At 38.7% G+C, this 22,190-nt stretch carries 21 protein-coding genes; 6 read left to right on the plus strand and 15 right to left on the minus strand.

Going from position 1 to position 22,190, the window contains the following annotated elements; all coding sequences use genetic code 11:
• Nucleotides 1–33 precede the first annotated feature (33 nt).
• From MKO06_RS02705 to MKO06_RS02740, 8 genes are all read right to left on the minus strand, one after another.
• Complete coding sequence (locus tag MKO06_RS02705; protein WP_241550801.1) at nt 34–426, minus strand: hypothetical protein; 393 nt, start codon at nt 424–426, stop codon at nt 34–36.
• Nucleotides 427–687: 261 nt separating this feature from the next.
• Nucleotides 688–1,386, minus strand: a complete 699-nt coding sequence (locus MKO06_RS02710; protein WP_241550802.1) for a hypothetical protein — start codon at nt 1,384–1,386, stop codon at nt 688–690.
• A gap of 16 nt (nt 1,387–1,402) precedes the next feature.
• A complete protein-coding gene (locus MKO06_RS02715; protein WP_241550803.1) occupies nt 1,403–1,579 on the minus strand; it encodes a hypothetical protein in 177 nt (58 codons plus the stop codon).
• A 15-nt stretch (nt 1,580–1,594) separates the two neighbouring features.
• Complete coding sequence (locus tag MKO06_RS02720) at nt 1,595–2,890, minus strand: hypothetical protein (RefSeq protein ID WP_241550804.1); 1,296 nt, start codon at nt 2,888–2,890, stop codon at nt 1,595–1,597.
• Nucleotides 2,891–2,976: 86 nt separating this feature from the next.
• A complete protein-coding gene (locus MKO06_RS02725; protein WP_241550805.1) occupies nt 2,977–3,396 on the minus strand; it encodes a hypothetical protein in 420 nt (139 codons plus the stop codon).
• Between the two features lies 1 nt (nt 3,397).
• Complete coding sequence (locus MKO06_RS02730; RefSeq protein ID WP_241550806.1) at nt 3,398–3,589, minus strand: helix-turn-helix domain-containing protein; 192 nt, start codon at nt 3,587–3,589, stop codon at nt 3,398–3,400.
• Between the two features lie 70 nt (nt 3,590–3,659).
• The gene (locus tag MKO06_RS02735) at nt 3,660–4,538 is read right to left on the minus strand and encodes a hypothetical protein (RefSeq protein ID WP_241550807.1); all 879 of its coding nucleotides are present in this window, start codon (nt 4,536–4,538) and stop codon (nt 3,660–3,662) included.
• A 10-nt stretch (nt 4,539–4,548) separates the two neighbouring features.
• The gene (locus MKO06_RS02740) at nt 4,549–5,856 is read right to left on the minus strand and encodes a site-specific integrase (protein WP_241550808.1); all 1,308 of its coding nucleotides are present in this window, start codon (nt 5,854–5,856) and stop codon (nt 4,549–4,551) included.
• Nucleotides 5,857–6,266: 410 nt separating this feature from the next.
• Between MKO06_RS02740 and MKO06_RS02745 the strand changes: the two genes are divergently transcribed.
• The 3 genes from MKO06_RS02745 (at nt 6,267) to MKO06_RS02755 (ending at nt 9,836) form a co-directional block, all read left to right on the plus strand.
• The gene (locus MKO06_RS02745) at nt 6,267–7,190 is read left to right on the plus strand and encodes a hypothetical protein (protein WP_241550809.1); all 924 of its coding nucleotides are present in this window, start codon (nt 6,267–6,269) and stop codon (nt 7,188–7,190) included.
• Between the two features lie 167 nt (nt 7,191–7,357).
• On the plus strand, nt 7,358–8,098 hold the full coding sequence (locus tag MKO06_RS02750; RefSeq protein ID WP_241550810.1) for an energy transducer TonB: 741 nt from the start codon (nt 7,358–7,360) through the stop codon (nt 8,096–8,098).
• Between the two features lie 109 nt (nt 8,099–8,207).
• The gene (locus MKO06_RS02755) at nt 8,208–9,836 is read left to right on the plus strand and encodes a sulfatase-like hydrolase/transferase (protein WP_241550811.1); all 1,629 of its coding nucleotides are present in this window, start codon (nt 8,208–8,210) and stop codon (nt 9,834–9,836) included.
• Between the two features lie 59 nt (nt 9,837–9,895).
• On the opposite strand, the gene MKO06_RS02760 is transcribed toward MKO06_RS02755, so the two are convergent.
• From MKO06_RS02760 to MKO06_RS02770, 3 genes are all read right to left on the minus strand, one after another.
• Nucleotides 9,896–10,987: an alkene reductase gene (locus MKO06_RS02760; RefSeq protein ID WP_241550812.1), complete on the minus strand. Its 1,092-nt coding sequence runs from the start codon at nt 10,985–10,987 to the stop codon at nt 9,896–9,898.
• Nucleotides 10,988–11,128: 141 nt separating this feature from the next.
• Nucleotides 11,129–11,704 carry a carboxymuconolactone decarboxylase family protein gene (locus MKO06_RS02765; RefSeq protein WP_241550813.1) on the minus strand — a complete coding sequence of 192 codons (576 nt, stop codon included), beginning with the start codon at nt 11,702–11,704 and terminating at the stop codon, nt 11,129–11,131.
• 131 nt (nt 11,705–11,835) lie between these two features.
• Nucleotides 11,836–13,044, minus strand: coding sequence for an MFS transporter (locus MKO06_RS02770; RefSeq protein ID WP_241550814.1), 1,209 nt, complete (start codon nt 13,042–13,044; stop codon nt 11,836–11,838).
• 284 nt (nt 13,045–13,328) lie between these two features.
• Here MKO06_RS02770 and MKO06_RS02775 point away from each other — a divergent pair, with 284 nt between their 5' ends.
• Together MKO06_RS02775 and MKO06_RS02780 are read left to right on the plus strand one after the other, a co-directional pair.
• Nucleotides 13,329–13,796, plus strand: coding sequence for a hypothetical protein (locus MKO06_RS02775; protein WP_241550815.1), 468 nt, complete (start codon nt 13,329–13,331; stop codon nt 13,794–13,796).
• Nucleotides 13,797–13,814: 18 nt separating this feature from the next.
• On the plus strand, nt 13,815–15,689 hold the full coding sequence (locus MKO06_RS02780) for an adenylate/guanylate cyclase domain-containing protein (RefSeq protein WP_241550816.1): 1,875 nt from the start codon (nt 13,815–13,817) through the stop codon (nt 15,687–15,689).
• Between the two features lie 72 nt (nt 15,690–15,761).
• On the opposite strand, the gene MKO06_RS02785 is transcribed toward MKO06_RS02780, so the two are convergent.
• From MKO06_RS02785 to MKO06_RS02800, 4 genes are all read right to left on the minus strand, one after another.
• A complete protein-coding gene (locus MKO06_RS02785) occupies nt 15,762–17,138 on the minus strand; it encodes a S41 family peptidase (protein WP_241550817.1) in 1,377 nt (458 codons plus the stop codon).
• A gap of 56 nt (nt 17,139–17,194) precedes the next feature.
• Nucleotides 17,195–18,304: a Gfo/Idh/MocA family protein gene (locus MKO06_RS02790; protein WP_241550818.1), complete on the minus strand. Its 1,110-nt coding sequence runs from the start codon at nt 18,302–18,304 to the stop codon at nt 17,195–17,197.
• Between the two features lie 53 nt (nt 18,305–18,357).
• On the minus strand, nt 18,358–18,987 hold the full coding sequence (locus MKO06_RS02795; protein ID WP_241550819.1) for a class I SAM-dependent methyltransferase: 630 nt from the start codon (nt 18,985–18,987) through the stop codon (nt 18,358–18,360).
• Nucleotides 18,988–19,089: 102 nt separating this feature from the next.
• The gene (locus MKO06_RS02800; RefSeq protein ID WP_241550820.1) at nt 19,090–19,257 is read right to left on the minus strand and encodes a hypothetical protein; all 168 of its coding nucleotides are present in this window, start codon (nt 19,255–19,257) and stop codon (nt 19,090–19,092) included.
• 653 nt (nt 19,258–19,910) lie between these two features.
• Between MKO06_RS02800 and MKO06_RS02805 the strand changes: the two genes are divergently transcribed.
• Nucleotides 19,911–22,064 carry a prolyl oligopeptidase family serine peptidase gene (locus MKO06_RS02805; protein ID WP_241550821.1) on the plus strand — a complete coding sequence of 718 codons (2,154 nt, stop codon included), beginning with the start codon at nt 19,911–19,913 and terminating at the stop codon, nt 22,062–22,064.
• The last annotated feature ends 126 nt before the right edge of the window (nt 22,065–22,190 follow it).

Here is a 22,190-nt window from a genome sequence, read left to right on the forward strand (position 1 = left end):
CTATTTTGGAGTAGTTACGTATCGAACCCAGAATTATCCTACAATTTTTCCGTTTGGACGAGGGTTCTGTTCCACATTTGGACGAGAGTTCTGTTCCTGGTTCGGACGATCTTTAAAATTGTTCAACTTCTCAGATAAGTATGCTATTCGCGCTCTTCTTTCCGTTGGAGATAATTCTTTCTCTTCATGCTTAATTTCCTGTTTTGAAAGTTTAGGCACTATGAAATCACTCAGTTTAATAACCATATCAAATGCTTTTTCAGGATTTTTTTTGGCTATTTTATCTAGCCATCCTTCCATTTTTTCCAGATTATTCTCAATAAGAAGTTGAAAGGCTTCTTTTATTTCCTTAGTAGACTTGTTCCTTGTGCCTAGCCGAGATGATTTTTTCCCGGCTTCGCTGGCAGTTTCTTTATTAAATGGCATAATGTTAGAATAATGTTAGTATAACTGGCGCTCTACGATATCGCATAGCGCAAATTCAATTTTAAATTTTCACTTATCCAATATCAGGATAGCTGATTTCTAATAGTAGATTTCCCTAACGAGTTGCGAATTTGCAACTCTCTATTTTTCATAGCTATATGACCGTTAGAAAATCTTCGTGTGCGCGTTGTGACCTGTAAAAAATCTTCATTTCACTGATTATGTATATTAATTCAGACCTTGACTAAACCTTGGCTGTTTTTAACGGATTCTAGGCCTCTCATTAATCTTTTTTAGTGTTTTTGGCCACTCCATAGCATGTTTAATCATCCCCGGTTTTATTTCGGGTTTTCCGTTTTTATCATATTGAAGAAAATGATAGTGAACGCCATGAACTCCGTTTATTCCAAAGTTGTATTTGAAGTTATGGCTATCGATTTCTTCCTGAAGATCATTGTAAACTGATATGAAGTTTTGAAGTTTATCATATAGCCTTTTTTCCTCTTCGGTCTCCAGGTAAATACGGCAATGCTTTTCAAGGATGTTTTCCTGATCTGTTTTGGATATCATGAATTTCCCCTGCATGTAGGTTATATCCTCTAGGCTAAGATCCGGTCTAGGGAATGTTTTCCCTGAATTATTAGGGCTGAAACTGCTTAGGTCGTTAACCGCCTCTTCGAACGCTTCAAAATCCTTTCTAGGACTTTCTTTCATTTTCTCAGAGACTGAGGTCATAGTTATCCCGGCCTTCTTTATTTCCGTATCTAACTTTTCCTCAAATCTTTTCCTGATAGAGCTGGTACTTCGTTTCAATTCGTTAAATACCTCATCGGAAAATTCGCCCATTTCTAGGTTTTCATAAGTCGATTTCACTTTATCCAGGTAAGGGTTATAATCTTTAATGTCCTGGGTGATTGATCTTAATTTGTCGCGGTCTTCAAATATTAATTCTCGTTTCATGCTTATTTAGATTTGATTAGTATATGCCCATGTTATTTACAACTTGATCTAGGTCTGAATCGGTAATTTCCTTTTCCTCTGTTTCTAGTTTTTTTTCTAGATCCTGGAGTTTTGATTTTTTACCCTGAAGCTGTTTCTCTTCATTCTCAATTTCATTCTTGAGGTTCTGGATTTCGTCTTTTAAATTTTTCATGGTTTTGATTTTAGATTAATTAAATAGGCTACTTTGCTCTGGAGCATATAAGCCAGGATTATTTGTAATTCTGTTTCGGATCTGTTTTGCCATTTTAGAATGATCCGTTTTTTCAAATTTGTTTGGTCTGCCGGTTAACAGTTTTTGTTTTAGTGATTCAAATAGCTGTGGATCTTTTTTCCTGTAGAATTTTATCCCTTTCGCAGTTAACCATTTATCGGTGTCTTTTTGCATAGAAATATCTAGACCGGTTACAGGGCATATTCTTTTAGGTGGATTAGTGCAATTTGATACTATATTATTAGGCAATATTGCTTCATTTTCCTTTTGATCACCTCCCGGCAAAATCGCCTCATTTTTTACCCTTTGAGCACTCGGCAAAATTGCCACATTTTCTAACAGAAGGAGTTCGGTTAATTTTTTTTGGATGATATTATTTAGATCGGAATGAATATTATATCCGGTGCTATCCAGAATTTTGAGATATTGTTTTTTGTGGTAAGAAAATTTGTTTCTGTTTCGATCATGAATAAGGTTATACCAATGATGAGTATTTAGATATTTGAGTAATTTCCTTTGTTTTAATTCGCTAATTTTTCGAGTTCTGGTTTCGGCTGTATGATCCAGAATTAAAACTTCCTGAAATTGCTTTTTTATTTCCTTAGAGAGTGTGAAATATGTTTCAGTTTTTATAAGGTCTTCCAGTTTCTCAATCCCTAGTTTCTTGATGTATTGGGTTTTCCTGCTTTTTATTTCAAATCTGAAGGTATCGCGGGCCGTGTATTCTGGAAATTGAATTCCTTTTGCGTAAGCCTTTATAATTTGGTACGTATTTATTCTACCGTTCTTCTTGGCCGTAAAACTCTTCTTGCTATGGGCTAAACCAGGATTATCTGATTTGAATTCGTTCTTGTAGTGATAGGATATCCAGTTAATTAGATTTTCAATTGAAATAGGGGATTCTACATTTATTCCAAATTCAATATTAACAATGTCTATAGCTGTGAAGTATCTTCGATTAATAATTTCCTGAAGTTCATTAAATACCTCAATACATTTCTGTACCGGAAAATCATTTGCATTGTGAATATTATTATTGAAATAATAGTGAGGCCTAAATAGTATTTCCAGCCTACCGGAATAGAAGCAGAATAAAATACCTTTATACGTTTTTGATTCTTTAATTAGAATTGTTTCCTGATCAAAATGAGATAAAGATTCTTTCTTACTATACCAGATCAACTTATCATCATTGTATAAATTATCAATGATTTCAGGATTATTTGTTATGCCCTTTATGAAGTCAATCACTGGTTAAATTTTAGTATCTTTGGGATAGTTGTCATTCAACTGAATATTTGAACAGATTTAGAGCCGTTTATTCGGCTCTTTTTCGTTTAGAATAGTCTTGATATTAGTTTTCCTAGAATCTCCTTCTTATCGGTGTAATAATCAGAATAGGCATCTATATAGACCTTTTCCGCTTTATTAGAAAACCGAAATATTAATAGATCCTTTGGTTTGATTCTGCCATTTTCATGCTGAGGTATATCTCCAAAAAAGACAAAAGGTGTTTTTGTAGTTTTCAGGCCGGTAATACAATGGCTCCAGAAATGATCTAATCTACTTTTACCTTTTAGCCAGTATTGAACATTCTTTGCATTTGAAAATTTCCGGTCCCTGGAGATATTGATCATCTCATAGAGCATATTTTCACCTCCAAAAACTCCTTGAAGCTCATAATGCCTAACATTATCAAACTTTCCGGGGTTTATGGCCTCGTAAATATGTCTGGATGGGAGAGGCAGGCACATCATTCTAAATTTCGATTAGAGCCTCTTCTATTTGAGATCTTTTATAGTAAACTCTTCGGCCAAGGCCAAATTTCTTTAATTTACCTGCTTTGGTGTATTCGTAAAGAGTACTATATGCAATTTTAAGCATCTGGCAAACTTCCTTTCTAGTCAGATATTCCTCAGTTTGCCCTTTTGAAGTGTTTTGTTCCGGCATAACATCATTTTTAGTTATGCCTCAAAAGAATATTAGGTTTTTTCTAGGTTTTCCCTAAAAAGTATCTTCTTTATTCAGTTGAATTCGTTTCAATCCCTAATTTATTTAATTTCATTCGTAATTTCTTAACCTCATTTTCATTTTTTAATGGATTGTTTTTCTGAATAACAGATGGATTTACAATAGGATTAATATATGATTGAATGGTTCCACTTTTAACCCCGGTTATAAGACTTATGATACTTGCTAATTGATTTGTTGATATACCAAAAGGAGATTTATTCCTTATTGCATCAATTAACCCTAATTCATGCAAACAAATTATTTTCTCATTCCTCGAACTATCACTTAAATCAATTGGCTTTTCTTCTAAAATATTGTTTTTATTTAATCTACCTAACTCCGCCTTTATAGAAATATCATGTATGTCTATTGCATTTTTGAACTTCTGTATTATATCCTGAAATTTTGAGAATAAAGGTCCTTTATCAATTTGAATAAATAATTCGGCCTTAATAAATTCCTGCAGCTCATGAATCCATTTAATGAAGAATACTTTAATTTTATTTGCCAGATTTAGATCTTCAATATTCCTTATATCCATGTGTAACCTTGATAAAGAATCTAACTTATCGATAACCTCCTGATGCTTATTACCAATAGGCGTAATTAAGTATTCTTCCTTATTTCTCTGAAAAACAAAGACGTAATAATGTAATTTGAAAATCTTTGCTGCAATATTATTTACAGTCCAAAAGAAATCATGCGGACTATAATCCAAATTTTCGAAATACGAATCCGTATCATATTTGAAATACTTTTTGAAATTTTTCAAATTCTCTTTCCAGTATATTGAATTAGGCAATCCATTCTTGTCCTTTTCTTCAACTATTAATTCAAATCTAGGTTCAATGCATTCATGATATAATTGAATATTACTTTCTTTCATTCGAGTAAGATTAAGAATTAGCAGCCTTTTTTTCGTTATGTACAACATTCATTTTAGGATCTTTTAAATGTTGCTGTTTGGCATAGAAATCAGCTATTTGCTGAGCATAATCGAAGGAATTTTTACCAATGTAGCCATAGAATTGTTTTTCAGTAGAATGAGCTGTTATTTGCATAATTAGTGGAGTAGGTAAAATTCCATATTGATTAGTTGCAAAACTTCTTCTACAGATATGACTTGTAACTAACTCCCACTTTTTATATTCATCGACTTTTTTCCTTTTAGTGTCAGGATCTATTTTTTGTCCTGTTACAACCTCATTTATTTCAGCAATTTTACATACCTCTTTAATATAATCATTGAACCTTTGAAGTGAAATTTTGTGAGGTAAGCCATCTTTTATAATATCTTCAACTTCCGGTAAAACGGGAATAGTAACGTTTTTGCCTGTTTTCTGTTGTTCAAGTTCAATTACCTTTAAACCATTTCTTACAACAAAATTTTTATCAGTGATATTTAAAATATCATTGCCTCTTTGACCAATACCACAACCTAACAGCAACCATTTTTTTGCATTCTCAAGATAGGAGTGATTGAATGTTTTATTCTTTATCTTTTTCAGTTCCTGGGGAGTTAAATAAATAACGTACTCATTCTTAACTTTAAAACCAGAAACCTTAATTAACTGTTTATGAACCTCAACATCATTTATTTCAGCATCCCTACAAATTGTTTTTAAATTCCCGAGCATTCGGCCAGTGTAACCTTTAGAATAACCTCTGATTTCTATCATCCATTTCATAAATTTATTTTTAAATGGAATATTGATGTTTTTTATCAGTAAGTTTTCACCTGTATAAATCTCGTATTCAGTTATTATTCTTTTTAAGGATTTATAATCATTGATCCGGCTTTTACTTAATCCTACCCCTCCTTTAGAATTCGTCTTGAATTTTGCAATGGTTAAAAATTCATCAATATAGGCCGTCACAATGTTTAAATTTTTCTCTTCTTCATCCGACTGTTTAAACTTTTCGTTTATCTTTTTTTTTAACCATTTAGAATCAATAATAACCCCGTCCGGATAATCTTTGTCATATTGTTCTAAAACAAACTCTTTTAATTTATTTAAATCCTTTTTTAGTTTCTTATTACCGGCCGTGTTCGTCTTCGGCAACCCTGTTTTCTTGCTCCAATTATCAGAAGAAATGGAGAGGCCCGTTTTTCGTTTAGGGGTATTACCTCTGGATAGGGATAATCTTAGATAGATCTGCCTGGGATCGGTATTCCCTTGAAGTAGAAATTTAATAGTTGCCATAAAAAAATATTTGAACATTCAAATATAAACAATTAGACAACATTTAGACAACCAAAGTCGAATTTTATAAAACCTTATCGAATCTCACCGATATATTTTAAAACTCTATTTTATTAATCATTACGGTATGGTAAAGACGGATTAAGCATTTTTCATCAATAAAATCAAGGATAAAATTTTTATAGTAAATTAGAGGGTTTCACTCCTTTCGCCCGCACAGCAAGAGAAAGCCGACTTTTACGAGTCGGCTTTTTTGTTTTTCATATCATCCTGATTCAAAAACTAGGGTTTTCCCTTAAATTCTTTCCACTAATTTAATGCTACTTTTAGGCTAAACTCTTAGGCTTTTTAGTTCCCCCGGCATCTACTAGTTTTTCAGAAATAACCAATCTTTTTTTATAACTAACGCAATGAAAAATTTTCAACTATCAGTTGTGGTTTTCATTTTCGGATTACTGTGTTTTAGCTGCAGCGATGAAAAGGAAACTATACTTTTCGCCGAAGATGAAGAACTAGTCAATCTTTCTCTCAATATCGATATCCTGGGACTATCAGAAAATAATTCCAGTAGGCAACAAATTGAAGACTTTCCGATCTGTATTCCCGCAACACCCTATTATATTGAGATTATTATGATGCAGGCTGGCAGGGAGGTGGTTGGAACCTCTGATGCTCCATTTCGGATAGATCTTGCACCTAACCAGATGTTCACCAGGTATGTTCCAGAAATGGCACTTCCGGCAGGGGATTATTACCTCGATCATTGCGCAGTCTTCACTGAAGACGGCACTTTGATGTGCCTTGCTCCAAGGTTCGACAGTCCTATGGGTAGAATGTCTGCTGCACCGATGCCTATGAGCATCAATCTTGTCGCAGGTAGTAAGCCATTTCCCGATGTACCCGTCTTGTGTTTCGATGACAGGGATGTGAATGAATTCGGTTACCAGTTCTTTGATATCCAACCAACTTTAATTCGGAATTTTTGCTTTTTTGCCAATTATTGTTCCGATAGTGGACGGCATTATCCGGCCAGGTATGAACTGGATATTTCGGTGGAAGGCGTTTCAGTATATCGCGATATCATTAGCACTAACGGTGAGGAGAACGGAGAATATTATGCCGATCCTGTTTGCGTGGATCTGCCTATCATCCTGGATTATGAAGAGGATGAAAAATACATCGACTATACTCTTAGGCTGCTCGAATGGGAAGGAGTCTACGAGGTGGATGAAGAAATGGTGTTTAACGGAAGTCTAAGTCGCGCAGATATCAATGAAAAATTATCTGGGGATAATATTGAATATGAACACATTTTCTTTAATTGCCAGGATTAAAAAGAATACTAAACACGATTTGCAAACCGACTCTTATCAGTCGGTTTTTTTGTTTTACAAACTTCCTGACCAATCCCTTTCATCCATGACTTCCGTCATATTACGATCTATGTAAAGCACGTAACTTTATTAGTGTAGTAGGGCATATGCTCATAAATTTCAGGATCATGAAAGCCAAGAAGTATCCAAAAGCCGATCTTAACAATTATCGAATGATATTTTTCCAGGTAGGTTTGATCATCAGTTTAGGGATCACCTATATCGGCATCCAATGGTCGTCAGACAGTTCAGCAGTTCTTGGAGAACAGGAGTTGAACATCAATATGATCGATACCGAAACACCTCCTGTCACCGAGATGAAAATGCAGGAATTACCTCCCCCTCCTCCCCCGGTTGTTCCTGAGATCATCGAGGTGATCGAAGATGAACTGGAAGTAGAAGAAACCATCATGGAATCTACTGAAACAAGTCTCGATGAAGCCATGACCAAGGTCATAAAGGTTGAAGCCATCAAGGAAGAAAAAATGGAAGAAAGCATTGAAGAGGTCCCATTCGTTTTGATCGCTAATGTACCAGTTTATCCGGGTTGTGAAGTCTATGAAGACAATGCGTCCAGAAAACAATGCTTGTCAAACAAAATCCAGGAGATCGTCAAGGATAATTTCAACACTAACCTGGGAGCAGATCTTGGCTTGAAGGGAATCAACCGGGTGTTCGTGGTGTTTACTATAGATCATATGGGAAAAGTAACTAATATAAGGACCAGAGGCCCACATGAAGACCTTGAAAAAGAAGCTATGAGAGTGATTCAGTTGATCTCCGATATGATCCCAGGATATCAGCGTAATAAACCGGTCAAGGTAACCTATAACCTTCCTATTACTTTTGAGGTAAGACCAGGTTCATAGCAACTGATCCCCGTAATTTGAAAAATCCGGTACAACTGACTGGATTTTTCTTTAATAGCCCGGCATGTAGTATTAAAAATGATAATTTTAATGATCTAAATGTTAGATCATGAACACTTCGTTGTTTTGCAGGAATTACAGCTGTATCACTTTACTTATTCTTCTTTTGACCGGCTCCACTTTTTTCGCACAGGATCGAAAATTGCCGAATGTGGTCTTTATCCTGGCTGATGATGTAGGTTATGCCGACCTGGGTGTTTATGGCGGAAAAGTGCCTACTCCCAATATTGACAGCCTGGCAAGGTCGGGTATGAGGTTTACCGATGCTCATTCCCCTGCAGCTCTTTGTGCTCCTTCCCGCTTCAGCTTGCTAACAGGAAGTTATCCTTATAGGAATGGACGACCCGGAGGCTCCTGGGATATAAACAACAGTTCAGGATTTAGTGCCAACGGAAACCGAACCAAAGCAGGAAGACATATCACCGTGGGAGAGATCATGCAAAATGCTGGATATAAAACAGCTTTTTTTGGGAAGATGCACCTGGGAGGAACTGTCTATGACACCCTCGGAAATGTGATCACGCAGAAAAATAAGATCAATGCCATGGATTATAGCCGCGGTGTGGAAGATGCCCTGAACGAGCATGGTTTTGATTACTGGCTGGGTTTGCTTAGCGGAATTCAGCACGAACCCTACGCTTATTTCGAAAATGGGAAATACAAACCAGTAGATCCTAAAAACCCGGCAACTAACGAAAGTACCAGGCTGCTGACAAACGGCTTTTATAAGGTAAGCGGCAACGGCCTTTCAGAGATCGTGGAAGCAGATAGAGTTCCGGCAAGAGGCGATGAGGATTATGATTCCAGCCAGGCCGGGATCATATTATCAACAGCAGCGGTAAATTTTATCGATAAGCATGTAGCCGAAAATGAAAAAGAAAAGCCATTTTTATTGTATTATTCATCACAGGCAATACATGTTCCGCATTCTCCTCCATTTGATTTTGACGGGGATCCTGAAACCATAGACGAACAGGTCTATGGAAAAACCGGAGCGATGACCTCAGACGTTTTATATGAATTAGACCTTCAGGTTGGTAAGATCATGGATAAGCTAAAGGAAGAGGGAATACTTGAAAATACCCTTATCATCTTTACCAGCGACAATGGTGCTTTATGGCCAAGGATAACTCACTATGGTGATCCAGGACATGATAACAATGGCCCGTTTAGAGATTACAAGGCTTCGATCTATGAAGGAGGTCATCGTGTTCCCTTCATCGCAAGATGGGGAGATGGAACCAAAGAAGGATCGATCATTAAACCAGGGACTATTTCAGATCAAACCATCATGGGACACGACTGGGTGGCCACCATGTACAAATTGACCAGGCAAAACATGCAGGAAGACCAGGCCAAAGATAGTTCTTCCCTGATGCCGATACTTACCGGAAAGCAGCCTGAAGATGAACCGCTGCATGAATTCGTGTTGTACCAGGCTGGTTTTGCCAGGGACGGGGCGATTAGAGAAGGTGATCTGGTACTAATGGTAGATAGGAATAATGAAGCGACAGAACTTTATGATCTTTCTAAAGACCTGGGGCAGGAAAGGAATTTGATCAAACAACCCGAGTTTAAGGAAACCATTCAGCGGTTAAAGGCTAAGTTCCTTAAATACAACGATCACAATAACGATACGGTAGAACCAAGGACAACAAAGGCTTATCGCGTCCAGTAGATACAAATAAAAAAGCCGACTGTGATGAGTCGGCTTTTTATTTAAAGTTTATGATCAACTTAGTTTAAAACTTCTTCCTTTCTGGCGAAAGGATAATCTATATAGCCCTTTTCTCCCGGCGTATAAAAGGTATCATAATCTGGATCATTAAGTCCTAGATCATTCTCAAATCGGTATGGAAGATCTGGATTAGCTATAAAAGTACGACCAAACGAAATGAGATTTGCTTTATTCTCGTTCAAATCTGCTTCTGCTTTTTCCTTATCGTATCCTCCATTAAGAATCAAAGTGCCGTTAAAAGCCTCCCTGATCTTTTCTGGCAAATCAGACTCAAATGCCGGGGATCCCAAACTTGTATTATTAACCAGGTGAATATATGACAGGCCTAAATTATCTAGCTTCCTTGTAAGATATAGAAACTGGTCTTCCATTTCATCAAATACCTCGGTTCCGTTAAAGGTACTATAGGGTGAAAGACGAATTCCCGTACGTTCTTTGCCAATCTCTTTTGAGATCATTTCTGCAAGCTCCAGAGTGAATCTTGATCTTTTTTCAATAGTGCCACCATATTCGTTGGTTCGTTTATTGGTAGCAGTATTTAGGAATTGATCTGCCAGGTAGCCATTAGCCGAGTGAATTTCCACTCCATCAAAGCCTGCTTTTATCGCATTCCTGGCTGCCTGTAGAAATTCCTCCTGAGCCTGCTTAATATCCTCCACATCCATCACTTCCGGAACAGGATAGGGTTTCGGTCCTTCCTGGTCGGTATACATTTCACCATCAAGGGCAACTGCAGAAGGTGCCAGGATTCTTGTTCCTTTTTCCATATTCAAAGCATGAGAAACCCTTCCGGTATGCATGATTTGCAGAAAAATCTTTGAACCTTTTTCATGTACTGCCCTGGTGATTTTTTTCCAGCCTTCGATTTGTTTTTCTGAATAAATACCTGGGATCCTGGCATAACCTAAACCATTCGGAGAAGGAGCAGTTCCTTCACTTATAATAAGACCAGCACCGCTTCTTTGGGTGTAATATTCGACCATCAGGTCGTTAGGAATATTATCGTAGGCTCTGGCCCTGGTAAGTGGAGCCAACACCATCCTGTTATCCAAATGGAGATCATTCAGACTATAATCGCTTAATAGTATCATTTTATATTTATGAATTAAATTATTTCCTCTTTTTAATGGAACATAATCAAATGTAGACCACACCCATTAGCCTGAGAAATCAATTGGTTTGAATAATAATTTTAGGTAGAAATCAGGTAGAAACCCTGATTTATATATGATTTAGACATGCTCGAGTTTACGGTGGCTAAAAGCTTCGTCTACCTCGGTATGAAAAACATGATTGGAGTAATTACTAATCGTCTTCACCGCCTGGGCAAGAATGATTCCCAGAATATGCTTTTCTGAATATCCTGCATCAAGGAACTTCTGTACATCCTCGTGATTAGGATTACCTCTCTTCTGGTTCATTACTTTTGTAAATTCTGAAAGAGCCGCCATTTTTTCATCGGGAATGCTTTTCCCTTCTCTTATGGCATTAGTAACCTCTTCTGGAGTTTTAGACATTTCATCTGCGATGAAACTATGTGCAGCCGTACAATAACCACAGGAATTATCTATACTTAAAGTTAGAAATACGACTTCCTGCTCTGGGGGAGTAAAACCACTCTCCTTCCTGAAAGAATGATAACCTGTGTCGTAGGTTTTCTGAAGGCCAGGAAGATTCACCATATTCTTATACATATTGGGAATCATCCCGTTAGCTTTTTTAGCCTGCTCCAGAATTTCCCGCTGCTCATCGTTAGCATTTTCAAGTTCCACTGGTTCTAATCCAATCTTGTACGTTTCTTTACTCATAATCAATTGTTTAATATTTTTTACAAAAGTTTAGACGTACAGAAAGCCGCTTAATTACTAGCTTAACAAAGCTTTAGCATTTGACCGGGCTAAAGTTTGAAGCTATGGAGAGAATATCATTGTAAATCAAATTAAGAAATAACTCCTAACCCTTTAATTCTTTGCGCATTTAAGATCACAAGTAATAGTACTATCGCATTGCCGAAAAGAATGTACTGAAAACTTATTCCGGCATCCATTAAAGTTCCGAAAAGAAGTGGGCCAAGAGCGGTACTCAATACCATAAACATAGTAAAAACACTTCTGATGGTTCCCAGTTTTGCTGTTCCAAAGACTTCAGCCAGGACTGCAGATTTTACGGTGCCCGCCATTCCTGTGCTCATTCCGGCAAGGATCAAAAAAGCAAGCGCGCCAAAGATGCTGTCAAAATATGCAAACGGAAGCAGACCTATGGTAAAGGGTACCAGGTATAACCTGAAAATCTGTTTCCCCGAATATTTATCAACCAGCACCCCTCCATAGATCGAGAAGATCACCCTGACTATGGCATAAACTGTAAAGAAGCTGGCATATAAGGAAACTGACCAGCCTTTATCTTCCACAACCACATATTGATAAAAGAAGACCGCAGTTATGGTAAAACTCAGTGCAAAACTAACCGGCATCAGGATAAAGAAGGCTTTGGTCTTCAGTAATTCCCGGTAGTCCTTCAACAAGGATAAGGCTGATGGTTTATCCACCTGTTCCAAATCGGCATCAAAATGCGACAGGTCTGAAAAATACAATCTTACCAGGTAAACCACCAGGAATGCAGCACTGGCCAGTGCAGCCACTTCGTAATCATACCAGAGGATCAGTGATGATATACAAATAGGAAAAACGGCTTCCCCAATGGCATAACCCAGTGAAGCGATGCTAAGGGCCTTTCCACGGTCCAGCTCATAATGCCGGGACATGACCGTAAGGCTAATATGGCTCATCAATCCCTGCCCGGTTAACCTTAGACCTATTAAAGCGACTATAAGGATGGCTATGCTCAAATGTGAAATACCCAGTAGAAAGGACGAAAGCGCCAGCCCGGCGACCGTTAATGCAGTTATCTTTTTTACAGCTTTATGATCTACGAGGTGTCCAACGGTAAGCATGATGATCGAAGAAGTAACCGTGGCGATGGCATAGATACTTCCAAAAAGACCGTTCGAAATCGAAAAGGCGTTCAGGATCTCTGGGACATAGATCGATATCAGGAATGTTTGCCCAAAACTGGAAAGGAAAGTTAACATCCAGCCAAAACCTACTTCTTTTCGGTTCGATTTGAAAAATTTAATTAGTCCGGTCAAAAATTAATTTTAGAAGGTTGCTCAATAAATGAGATACATTAAAAGTGCAAAAGTAAAAATCCATCCAAGAAAGTCACAAACCAAATTAAACTTTGCGCTGTCTCCTCTTTATTCTCTGTATATAAATAACGAACTAATTATCAGGTGTTTAAATTAATTCACTATCTTAGAACGGTCCATTAGTAGTGCTTTCCGCTAAAATGGTCCAAAATGCCCCCATCTCTTATCTCTGGCGAAACAGGTAAGCTTTCCATCTTTGCTAATTATAAACCAAAAATTCAATTATGAGAACAATGTCTCTTTTCCCAGTATTCTTATTTTTAACTCTATTTTTTCCAGCTACTGAAACCCATTCACAGGAAACACATGTCATAACACTGAATGTGGACACCAGCGAGATCAACAACGACAATGTAAACGAAGTGAGCAATTTCGGGCAACCAGCGGAGATCAGCAATATTGATTACACTATCTACGCCAGCCTGGGAGATACCGTGGTTTGGAGGGGCAATTCCACCTATTCTGAAGAAGACCTGGTTATGGTAGAAGCCATTAACCACGAAGGTGGAGCCCGTGTATTCAGCAGGAATACATTAAGGGACACCCAGGATAATCCCGGTGTGGTGATAGGTGTCGTTTCAGAAGGCAGGGAAGGTGAAGAAGAGAAATACAAGATCTCCTTTAAGGTGATGCACAACGGCGAAAGACGCGGTGGTACTTATCATATAGATCCGAAGATCAGGATCAAGTAACAGCATTCATTTATAAATATGTTTTTTCTGAATAGCATACCTATTCTATCACGGTTCAGGGATATCATTATTATTCCTGTTTTCCTGGCCTTTGGCCTGGGTCTAATGGCACAGGATCCAGGGGCGGCGGATAGCCTCATCAATATCTATGAGAACAGGAAATTGAGCTATTTGGAAAAACTGAAGGTGTTAAATGAGATCCTAAGCAATACCAATGAGATCAATGAATTGAGAAAATATTCAGATGAACTGATCGAAACGGCTAAACTTAAGGATTGCACGAGTTATATCTTTTATGGATTATTTCAGAAGGGCAATTCCTACCTGGATCCGGGAGATTACAGCAGAGCGCTGGAATATTATTTCCAGGCCGGTGACTACGCAAAATCAAAAACCAACCAGGGTATGCTTAAGATCACCATTGGGGATGTATTTTCCTATACCGATTATCATTCACGAGCTGTAGAATATTACGAGGATGCCATTGATTTCTTTCGGGAAGATGATGACAGCCTGAATCTTGCATTTGCTTTGACGAACGCCGGAGATGAATATATGAACTCCGGAAAGCTGGAAAAGGCCTATACTTATTTCGAAGAATCTGAAAAGATCTTCCGGGAGCTGGATCAGGAATTCTTTATAGCGATCGTTACCGGTAACCTTGGGATGTTGGACGCCCTGGAAGGCCGGAACGATGAGGCAGAAGATAAGCTTAGGGAAGCCATACAGATGGCTGAGAAATATGAGCAATTCCATTATTTACCTATTTACCTGAACACCCTTTCTAATATGAACCTGGAGGCCGGCCGGGATTCCCTGGCCCTGGAATTCGCACTGATGAGCCTGGATATCGCCAAAACATATGATTTCAAGGATGAGATAAGTGAAGCCAATTACAAACTGGCTGCGATCTACGAAAAACAGAATCGAATTCCAGAATCCTATAACCACTACAAGGAACATATCCTATACAGGGATAGTGTGAAAAATGTGGCCAAGGCCCAGGAAATTTCAGGTTTACGTGCCGATTATGAAATTTCGCAGAAGCAGGCAGAAGTAGATCTGCTTTCAGAACAGCGTAAGAACCAAAGACTTATCAGCATACTTATCGCCGCGATATCGGTCATGCTGGGACTGTTCCTTTTTGGTTTTTACCGAAGGAATAAATTCATTAAAAGAACCAGCTCCATCATTCAAAAAGAGAAGGAGCGAGCAGAACGATTACTCCTGAATATTTTGCCGGAGGATACGGCCAGTGAACTAACCCGCAATGGAAAGGTAAAAGCGAAGAAATTCGATTCGGTAAGCATACTTTTTGCAGATTTTGAGCGCTTCACCTTTAAAGCTGAGAACTTGGCCCCGGAGAAACTGATCAAGACTTTAGATTATTATTTCTCTCACTTCGACGGGATCATGGAAAAATATGGTATTGAAAAGATCAAAACCATTGGCGACAGTTATATGGCAGCCAGCGGCCTGCCTTTCCCACATGAAGATCATGCGCACAGAATGATACTGGCAGCTTTTGAGATGCTCGATTTCGTAAATGAGACCAAGGAGAAGAAGCTATTCAAGAATGCTGATTTTGAAGTGAGGATCGGCATCAACTCCGGGCCCGTTGTGGCAGGTGTCGTAGGCACTAAAAAGTTCGCCTATGATATTTGGGGAGACGCGGTGAATATAGCAGCCAGGATGGAGTCACATTCTGAAATTGGAAAGGTGAATGTTTCAGAAAATACATATGAACTCATCAAAGAGCAGTTCCAATGTGAATATCGCGGGGAAGTAGAAGTAAAGAACCACAGGATCCTTAAAATGTACTATGTGAACCAGGCGCGCCAGTCCTATTCCCAAAGCACTTTGGAGACCCTAACTTCAGAAAACGAACTCTAATCCTATTATCTAAATAAAAAAGAGACCACAATTAATGTGGCCTCCTATTATATATCTTCCAAATCTGATCGATCATTGGAGTTTCAATTCTTTTAAATAATCGATGGATGCTTCCAGTACCGGATCCTGGTTATTGATGAAATCATCTACCGTTTTTTTAACCAATATATCTGGCTGGATTCCATATCCAACAAATTCCCGGCCATCAGGATAAGTATCCTTCTTTGTACAGATCCTGGCCGCTGCTCCTTTTGGTAATTCAAAGACGAATGGCTGGCCGGTACTACCAAAACTGGGTTCTCCTATTTTGATGATATGATCCTGGTTCTCGGTAAAGATCAGAAAATCTTCTGCCGCTGATGCCGTATTGTGCCCAAGAAGAACAACGATGGGAATCAAAATACCCTGTCCAGGCTCCTCTATTTTCCAGGGCTGGTTTTCAAAATCGTGCATCAAAAGATCCTTCCCTGCAAGGTAAGTTTCAGTCGCACCCGGATTCCCGATGGTATCAGATTCCTGCGTCCACCTGCCCCATGCCTTATAAGCGGCAAGATGCTTACGGGTGTAAGACTGGGAACCATATAAAACCGAATCTTTCACAAAATGCTTTAGAATATCAAAGCCAATATTGGTATTCCCGCCCGTGTTGTTCCTAAGATCTATGACCAGGCTTTTTGCTTTGGCTAGTTCAGGAAGTTTGGATTCGAACATAGGGATAATGCTATCATAACCAAAGGAATTCAGCGCAAGATAGGCCGTATTCTTGTCAAGCCACTTAAACTCAAGCAATTCCTGTTTTGGCAAGTTAGGTAGCATTTCTTCTTCCATTGCCTTTTCTCTTTTTAGCGAAAGTTTTCTAATCTCATTGCCCGGGATACGATATTCGATGGTCAGGCTGGTGCCCAACACTCCATGAAGCATCTTGGAAACGCCCCAGTCTTCGAGGATATGATTCGCAGAGGTAGAAATATAGGGCTTAACATGAGCCTTGATATGTTCCTGGACCTCCATTCCATTTACTTTCAAGATCTCGCTTCCAACCGGAATTTCCCTGCTCCCGGTCTTATTTACAGCCGTTACAATCGCCTTCCCATCGATATTGGATAATTTGATCTTATATTTTCCAAAATCGGTATCTGTCAATTGTTTTCTAATGGACTCCGGCATATAAATATCTGTATGCCCGTCTTTCAGTTGTGCACAGAATTTTTCCAGCAAACGATAGTATTCATAATCATTAGAAGTTTGCTGAACCTCATCGATCAACTGAATATAGTAAGCGTCCCAGGCCTCTCTATCCACCTTATCCAGGTAAACGAAATTGTAATTGACTTCCTGCCAGAATTTAGAAAGCCCATACACTTTTTCCGCATTGGTAAGTTGAGCTGGCATTTGGCCATGAGCAAGACTAACGGCCAAAAGCATCAAAAGAAGAAATTTGTATTTCATGATGGTTATTTTTCGAATAGACTCAGCACACGAAATTTTGTTACACTTCTACCAAATTATTTTAATGGAATAGTTTTACCGCTACGTGCACTTTGCATAGCCGCCTGAAGGATTTCCATCACGATCATATTATTTTCCAGTGAACTGAGCGAAAAAGGCAGCACCTCAATCTCCTTGTGCACTAAGGCAGCGAAGTAGGAGAATGGATCATTATAGGGATAAGGTCTTTCTTCCAGATTGAATTCTTCCTGTTCAAAGCCGTCGTAACCTTCTGCAATTCTAAGTCGAAGATCATTTCTATTATCGGCATAGATCGCAGCTTCAAGACCGTAGATCTCCATATCCTTTCTTCCTATGGGCCAGTTCCAGGATGCCTGGATCACACAATTGGAATTTTCATAGGTTAAAATGATAATAGCCTCATCATCTACCATCGGGTTATTGTCTTTTTGAAGTTGCTGGGTTACCGCTGTAACACTCAGGGGTCTTTTGCCATTTTGCAACCAGGTCATCAGGTTAGCCCCATAACATCCAAAATCCATCAGGGCTCCTGCCCCGTTTTGTTCAGGATCGAGCAACCAATCGAGAAATTCTTCATCGATTCCCAGTTTTCGTGGTCCTTTATGCCCATCTCTAACGATCACTTTTCGCATCTCACCAATTCTTCCTTCTTCCAGCATTTCTCTGGCTTTATGATTGGAAGGATACCAGGTGGTTTCGTAATTGGTGAGTAAATGAATATCGTGCTTTTTCGCCAGTTCTTCCATTGCCCTGGCATGTTCAAGACTTACTGCGAGTGGCTTTTCAACCATGACATGAATGCCTTTTGGCGCAAAGAACTCCACGACCTCCAGGTGCTCATAGATCGTCCCGAATGCCGCGACCGCTTCTGGTTCGCTATTATTGACGAGCTCTTCCATACTTTCATAAACAAGGTCCATAGAAAATCCATGCTGCTTCGAATACCGTTCGGCGAGCTCCCGGTTTGGTTCTACAATTCCCACTATTTCAACATCGCCCGTATTTTCCCGGCCCAGTATCCAGTGAACATGGGTATGGGTAAGGCCAATAATAGCCAGTTTTAAAGGTTGTTTGTTAGACTGGCAATTCATCTGGATAGGAATCACCAAAAGCAGGATCATGCTGGTTAATATATGTTTCTTCAAAATAATATGGAATGAATGATTCGGAAAGATATTAAAATAAGGCTAACAAGCGATCACCTTGCAGCAAGGAGAACCAGGTCCTTTACGTCTTCGGGGTTGGAAGGATTATCAAGCCTTGTTTTAAATAGAATCTTTAAACTTTGCTTTTTGAGTAAAGCTTCCAGAAACTCAAACTGGTAATAATTGATCTCCATAGATTCTTCTGCAGAATCTGAATATGCAATGCCCGAGCGATCTTCAAAAGCTTCCATGGTGCTTAAATAAAGTACTCCTTCAGGTTTAAGCAATGATGAAATATCACGTATCAATTTTACTACTTCCTCCTTTTTCAAATATGGAATACAGAAGCCGCAAACTATCCCGTCAAATTGCTGTTGCAAACTTAGGATATCTCTGGAATCCATCAACCTGAATTCGGCCTGAGGATTATTTTTAATGGCCAGGGGAATCATATTTTCAGCAAAATCGATTCCCAGAATTTTAAGGTTTTGATTTCGAGAAAGTAAATACCTGGTGAGGTTTCCGGGGCCGCAGCCAATTTCGAGAAGACTTGCGTGCTTTGTTTTCAGCTGGTTCAAAAACTGATCTAATCCCTCATGATAAAGGCCCACATCCATGTATTTGGCCTCATATTCAGCGGCATATTTATCAAAGATATTTCTGGCACCTGACTGCTTTTTCACACTTGGAAAATTTAAATGACACTAACCTATCCAGGGATTCTTATCTAAAAAGGCAATTTAAAAACCCTTTATGCGGTCTGAAAAAGATGCCATAACTAGAACTCACCTAGCTTTTTCTGTTTTAGCACGAAGTCTGCCGGTTATCGTCCATCCTGTACCTATACCAATAAGCATTCCCGCAAGAATTGAAAAATGTGCCTGGTCGAATGAATAACCAATTAGAAAACCAGAAATTATAACTCCTGTGCCAATAATACGAACCTTGTTCATATTTCTTAGTTTTTGGTCTCAGCTCTAGCAAGCTGCGGAGTAGGGACGCCGGTTAGGGTGCTAAGACTTAGATTTGGAATGTAAAATTATAAAATAATTGCCTGCTAAAGAATAATATTGAAAGAAAATTCACTCAATTCGATTGATTATCAATTTCTTAACACTTTATCCAATTCTAGAATCGACGTGATCTGATATTAAACTAAAAAATTTAATTAGCTAATTTTCAACACTTTAAAAACCCTGAAACTTAGTTTAAAGTAAAAGATTTTACTTCAAAATTGGCCATGACAAATACTGGTCTTGTAGGAATTTTAACTTTCTCATCTTCGTAAGAAAAAAAATAAGAATCTCCTGTTGATATTTTATAAGATGCCTAGTAATAAGAGAATCGAAATGGCCTGGGTTGTTATGCTTCCCTTTGTGAAAATAGACTGAAGGGTATTAATCCCTGTAATGGTTTTATAATAGCTCCTTCGCAGAATCCCGAACTCATAACTTGCCAGGTTAAGGACCTTAAATTACACTCCAAACAGTTAGTTTTTTAACTTTACATCACTATAAATCATACATTTTTTTATTTTTGGCCGTTCAAAACGGCAACCAGGTGTTAGCCCCTGTTATTTCTACATTTTAACCAATTTAAAAAATTGATGAAACCTTTTACCTCCCTCTTATTCCTTGTCCTGGGAATGAATATTTACGCACAAAAGACATACGATTATCCTGAAGCACCCAAAGATCCTATCGCCGACACCTATTTTGGCGAATCTGTTGAAGATCCATACCAGTGGATGGAGAATCCGGATGATCCCAGACTGGAAGAGTGGTTAAAGGAACAACGAAAGATAATCAGAAAGCAATCCAGCAAACAAACCAATTACTGGAATTTAAGAGCGCAGATCGCTGCCATGTTCAATATAAGAAGAGAAAAAACAGAGGATTACAGGAGACTTGATGAAAAGTTCCGATCAAAATTCAGCTTTAAATCCGACTGGAATTCATACACCGGCTCCATGGACTTTTTATATAAGCTAAGAACAGAAAAGAACTGGAAAAGACTGTTTCGGGGCAAAGATCTCCTGGAGAATAGAGGTGATCATATCGCCATTAATGAAAGGGTGGTTAACTCTGATGAGAACCTTATCGCGATAAGTGTTTCCATAAACGGGAGCGACTGGGCTACCGGTTACGTATTCGATCTTACCACCGGAACCCAGTTCCCGTATGTTATTGAGAACCTTAGAACCGGTTCAAATTTTGAGTGGAACGGCAGGGATTTATACTACACTTCTTTCGATAAGCCCGAAAAAGGGCGGGAATTACTTGATATCTCAAAGGGGCAAACCCTGTATCGAATTTCAATTTCAAATAGGGATTCCAGACCAGAGCTGTGCTATAAAAATCCAGATACTACTGGAAAGTATAAGTTTAGTTATAATATACAGGAGGAAAAGCTTAGCCTGTATCACTACCTTAAATCAAGGGGAACCTGGTATGAAGCAATTTCTATCGCCGACCTAAAAAAAGTGAATTTCCAGCCACGGAGATTTCTTGTATTTCCTCCTGAAGACGGGGCAAGCCTTAGGATTGTACACACATCAAATGATTCGGTATTTCTTAGAACGAATATCGGAGCACCTAATGGCAAGATTTTACTGGCAAACGTCAACAATCCAAACCAGCTTAGCGAGTTCGTACCTGAATATGATATCAATCTACGTTATGCCAACAAACTGGGAAAGGATAAACTGGCATGCGTTTACAATAAAGATGGCCAGGATATTGCCCTGATTTTTAATTTCAAGGGTGAATTATTGAAAAAAATAGATTTCCCGACAGGAAAAAAATTAAATTATTTCTACGAAAATTCAGATGACGCTGAGTTTACCAACTTCAGTATAAGCTCGTTCTTCCATCCCAATTCACGCTACCAAATAGACCTGAATACTCTGGAATTCACACCTGTTGAAGCACTCTCAGTTCCCTTCAATATAGAAAATCTGGAAACCAGGCATGTAACTTTTAAATCAAAAGACGGTACCGAAATTCCCATGTATATCACCTGTTATAAAGAAACCACTCTTGATGGAAATAATCCGGTTCTCATGTATGGATATGGAGGTTATGGTATAAGAGTGGAGCCTGATTTTAATGAATTAACTGGGTTATTACTGGCCCATGGAGGAATACTCGCTGTTCCCAATGTACGCGGTGGCGGTGCCAATGGCAGCGATTGGGCTCTTGCCGGAAGAGGTTTAAAGAAGCAAAATACCATCGATGATTTTATCGCCGCAGGCGAATATTTGATAAATCAAAAATATACGAGCCCGGAGAAACTGGTGATTTCTGGAGGATCCCACGGTGCATTACTGGTAGAAGCCGCCGCTACCCAGCGACCAGAATTATTCAAGGCTGTGATAGCCGAAGCCGGTCCTTATGATATGCTGCGCTTTAATAGATTTACAATTGGAAGCAGCATCATTAATTTAAAGGAATTCAGCAGCCCAGACAATGAAGAAGGCTTTAAATACATTAGATCCTATTCTCCATTACACCAGCTCAAAAAAGGTCGTAAATATCCCAATACTCTTTTGATCACCGGCGACACCGATGATCGTGTACCGCCTCTGCATTCCTATAAATTTTTAGCTAGTCTGCAGGAAAAAGGAGATCCTTCTGGCCTTTACCAGTTATATATCACTCCTGGCTCGGGCCACGGAGGAGCCTTATCACCAGAAGATGCAGTAGAGAAATTCCTGTTTGAATACTATTTTATGTTTGAGCAAATGGGAATCGAATTGTAAGATGAAATCTTAAGGTCATAGCTCTAGCTACCTGGCAGCTTAAAGTTCTAGACCGGCCTGGTACTGCATGTCATAAAATCGCTGCAGTAGAATGGCCTCCCTAGGTTTATAGAAAAAATTTTTTCT

The organism is Christiangramia oceanisediminis (assembly GCF_022570735.2).
In the GTDB taxonomy this organism is placed as follows: Bacteria; Bacteroidota; Bacteroidia; order Flavobacteriales; family Flavobacteriaceae; genus Christiangramia; species Christiangramia oceanisediminis.

Coding starts and splice junctions, on each gene's coding strand:
- MKO06_RS02705 (WP_241550801.1), bottom strand. CDS start 426: ATGCCATTTAATAAAGAAACTGCCAGCGAAGCCGGGAAAAAATCATCT.
- MKO06_RS02710 (WP_241550802.1), bottom strand. CDS start 1,386: ATGAAACGAGAATTAATATTTGAAGACCGCGACAAATTAAGATCAATC.
- MKO06_RS02715 (WP_241550803.1), bottom strand. CDS start 1,579: ATGAAAAATTTAAAAGACGAAATCCAGAACCTCAAGAATGAAATTGAG.
- MKO06_RS02725 (WP_241550805.1), bottom strand. CDS start 3,396: ATGATGTGCCTGCCTCTCCCATCCAGACATATTTACGAGGCCATAAAC.
- MKO06_RS02730 (WP_241550806.1), bottom strand. CDS start 3,589: ATGCCGGAACAAAACACTTCAAAAGGGCAAACTGAGGAATATCTGACT.
- MKO06_RS02735 (WP_241550807.1), bottom strand. CDS start 4,538: ATGAAAGAAAGTAATATTCAATTATATCATGAATGCATTGAACCTAGA.
- MKO06_RS02740 (WP_241550808.1), bottom strand. CDS start 5,856: ATGGCAACTATTAAATTTCTACTTCAAGGGAATACCGATCCCAGGCAG.
- MKO06_RS02745 (WP_241550809.1), top strand. CDS start 6,267: ATGAAAAATTTTCAACTATCAGTTGTGGTTTTCATTTTCGGATTACTG.
- MKO06_RS02750 (WP_241550810.1), top strand. CDS start 7,358: ATGAAAGCCAAGAAGTATCCAAAAGCCGATCTTAACAATTATCGAATG.
- MKO06_RS02755 (WP_241550811.1), top strand. CDS start 8,208: ATGAACACTTCGTTGTTTTGCAGGAATTACAGCTGTATCACTTTACTT.
- MKO06_RS02760 (WP_241550812.1), bottom strand. CDS start 10,987: ATGATACTATTAAGCGATTATAGTCTGAATGATCTCCATTTGGATAAC.
- MKO06_RS02765 (WP_241550813.1), bottom strand. CDS start 11,704: ATGAGTAAAGAAACGTACAAGATTGGATTAGAACCAGTGGAACTTGAA.
- MKO06_RS02775 (WP_241550815.1), top strand. CDS start 13,329: ATGAGAACAATGTCTCTTTTCCCAGTATTCTTATTTTTAACTCTATTT.
- MKO06_RS02780 (WP_241550816.1), top strand. CDS start 13,815: ATGTTTTTTCTGAATAGCATACCTATTCTATCACGGTTCAGGGATATC.
- MKO06_RS02785 (WP_241550817.1), bottom strand. CDS start 17,138: ATGAAATACAAATTTCTTCTTTTGATGCTTTTGGCCGTTAGTCTTGCT.
- MKO06_RS02800 (WP_241550820.1), bottom strand. CDS start 19,257: ATGAACAAGGTTCGTATTATTGGCACAGGAGTTATAATTTCTGGTTTT.
- MKO06_RS02805 (WP_241550821.1), top strand. CDS start 19,911: ATGAAACCTTTTACCTCCCTCTTATTCCTTGTCCTGGGAATGAATATT.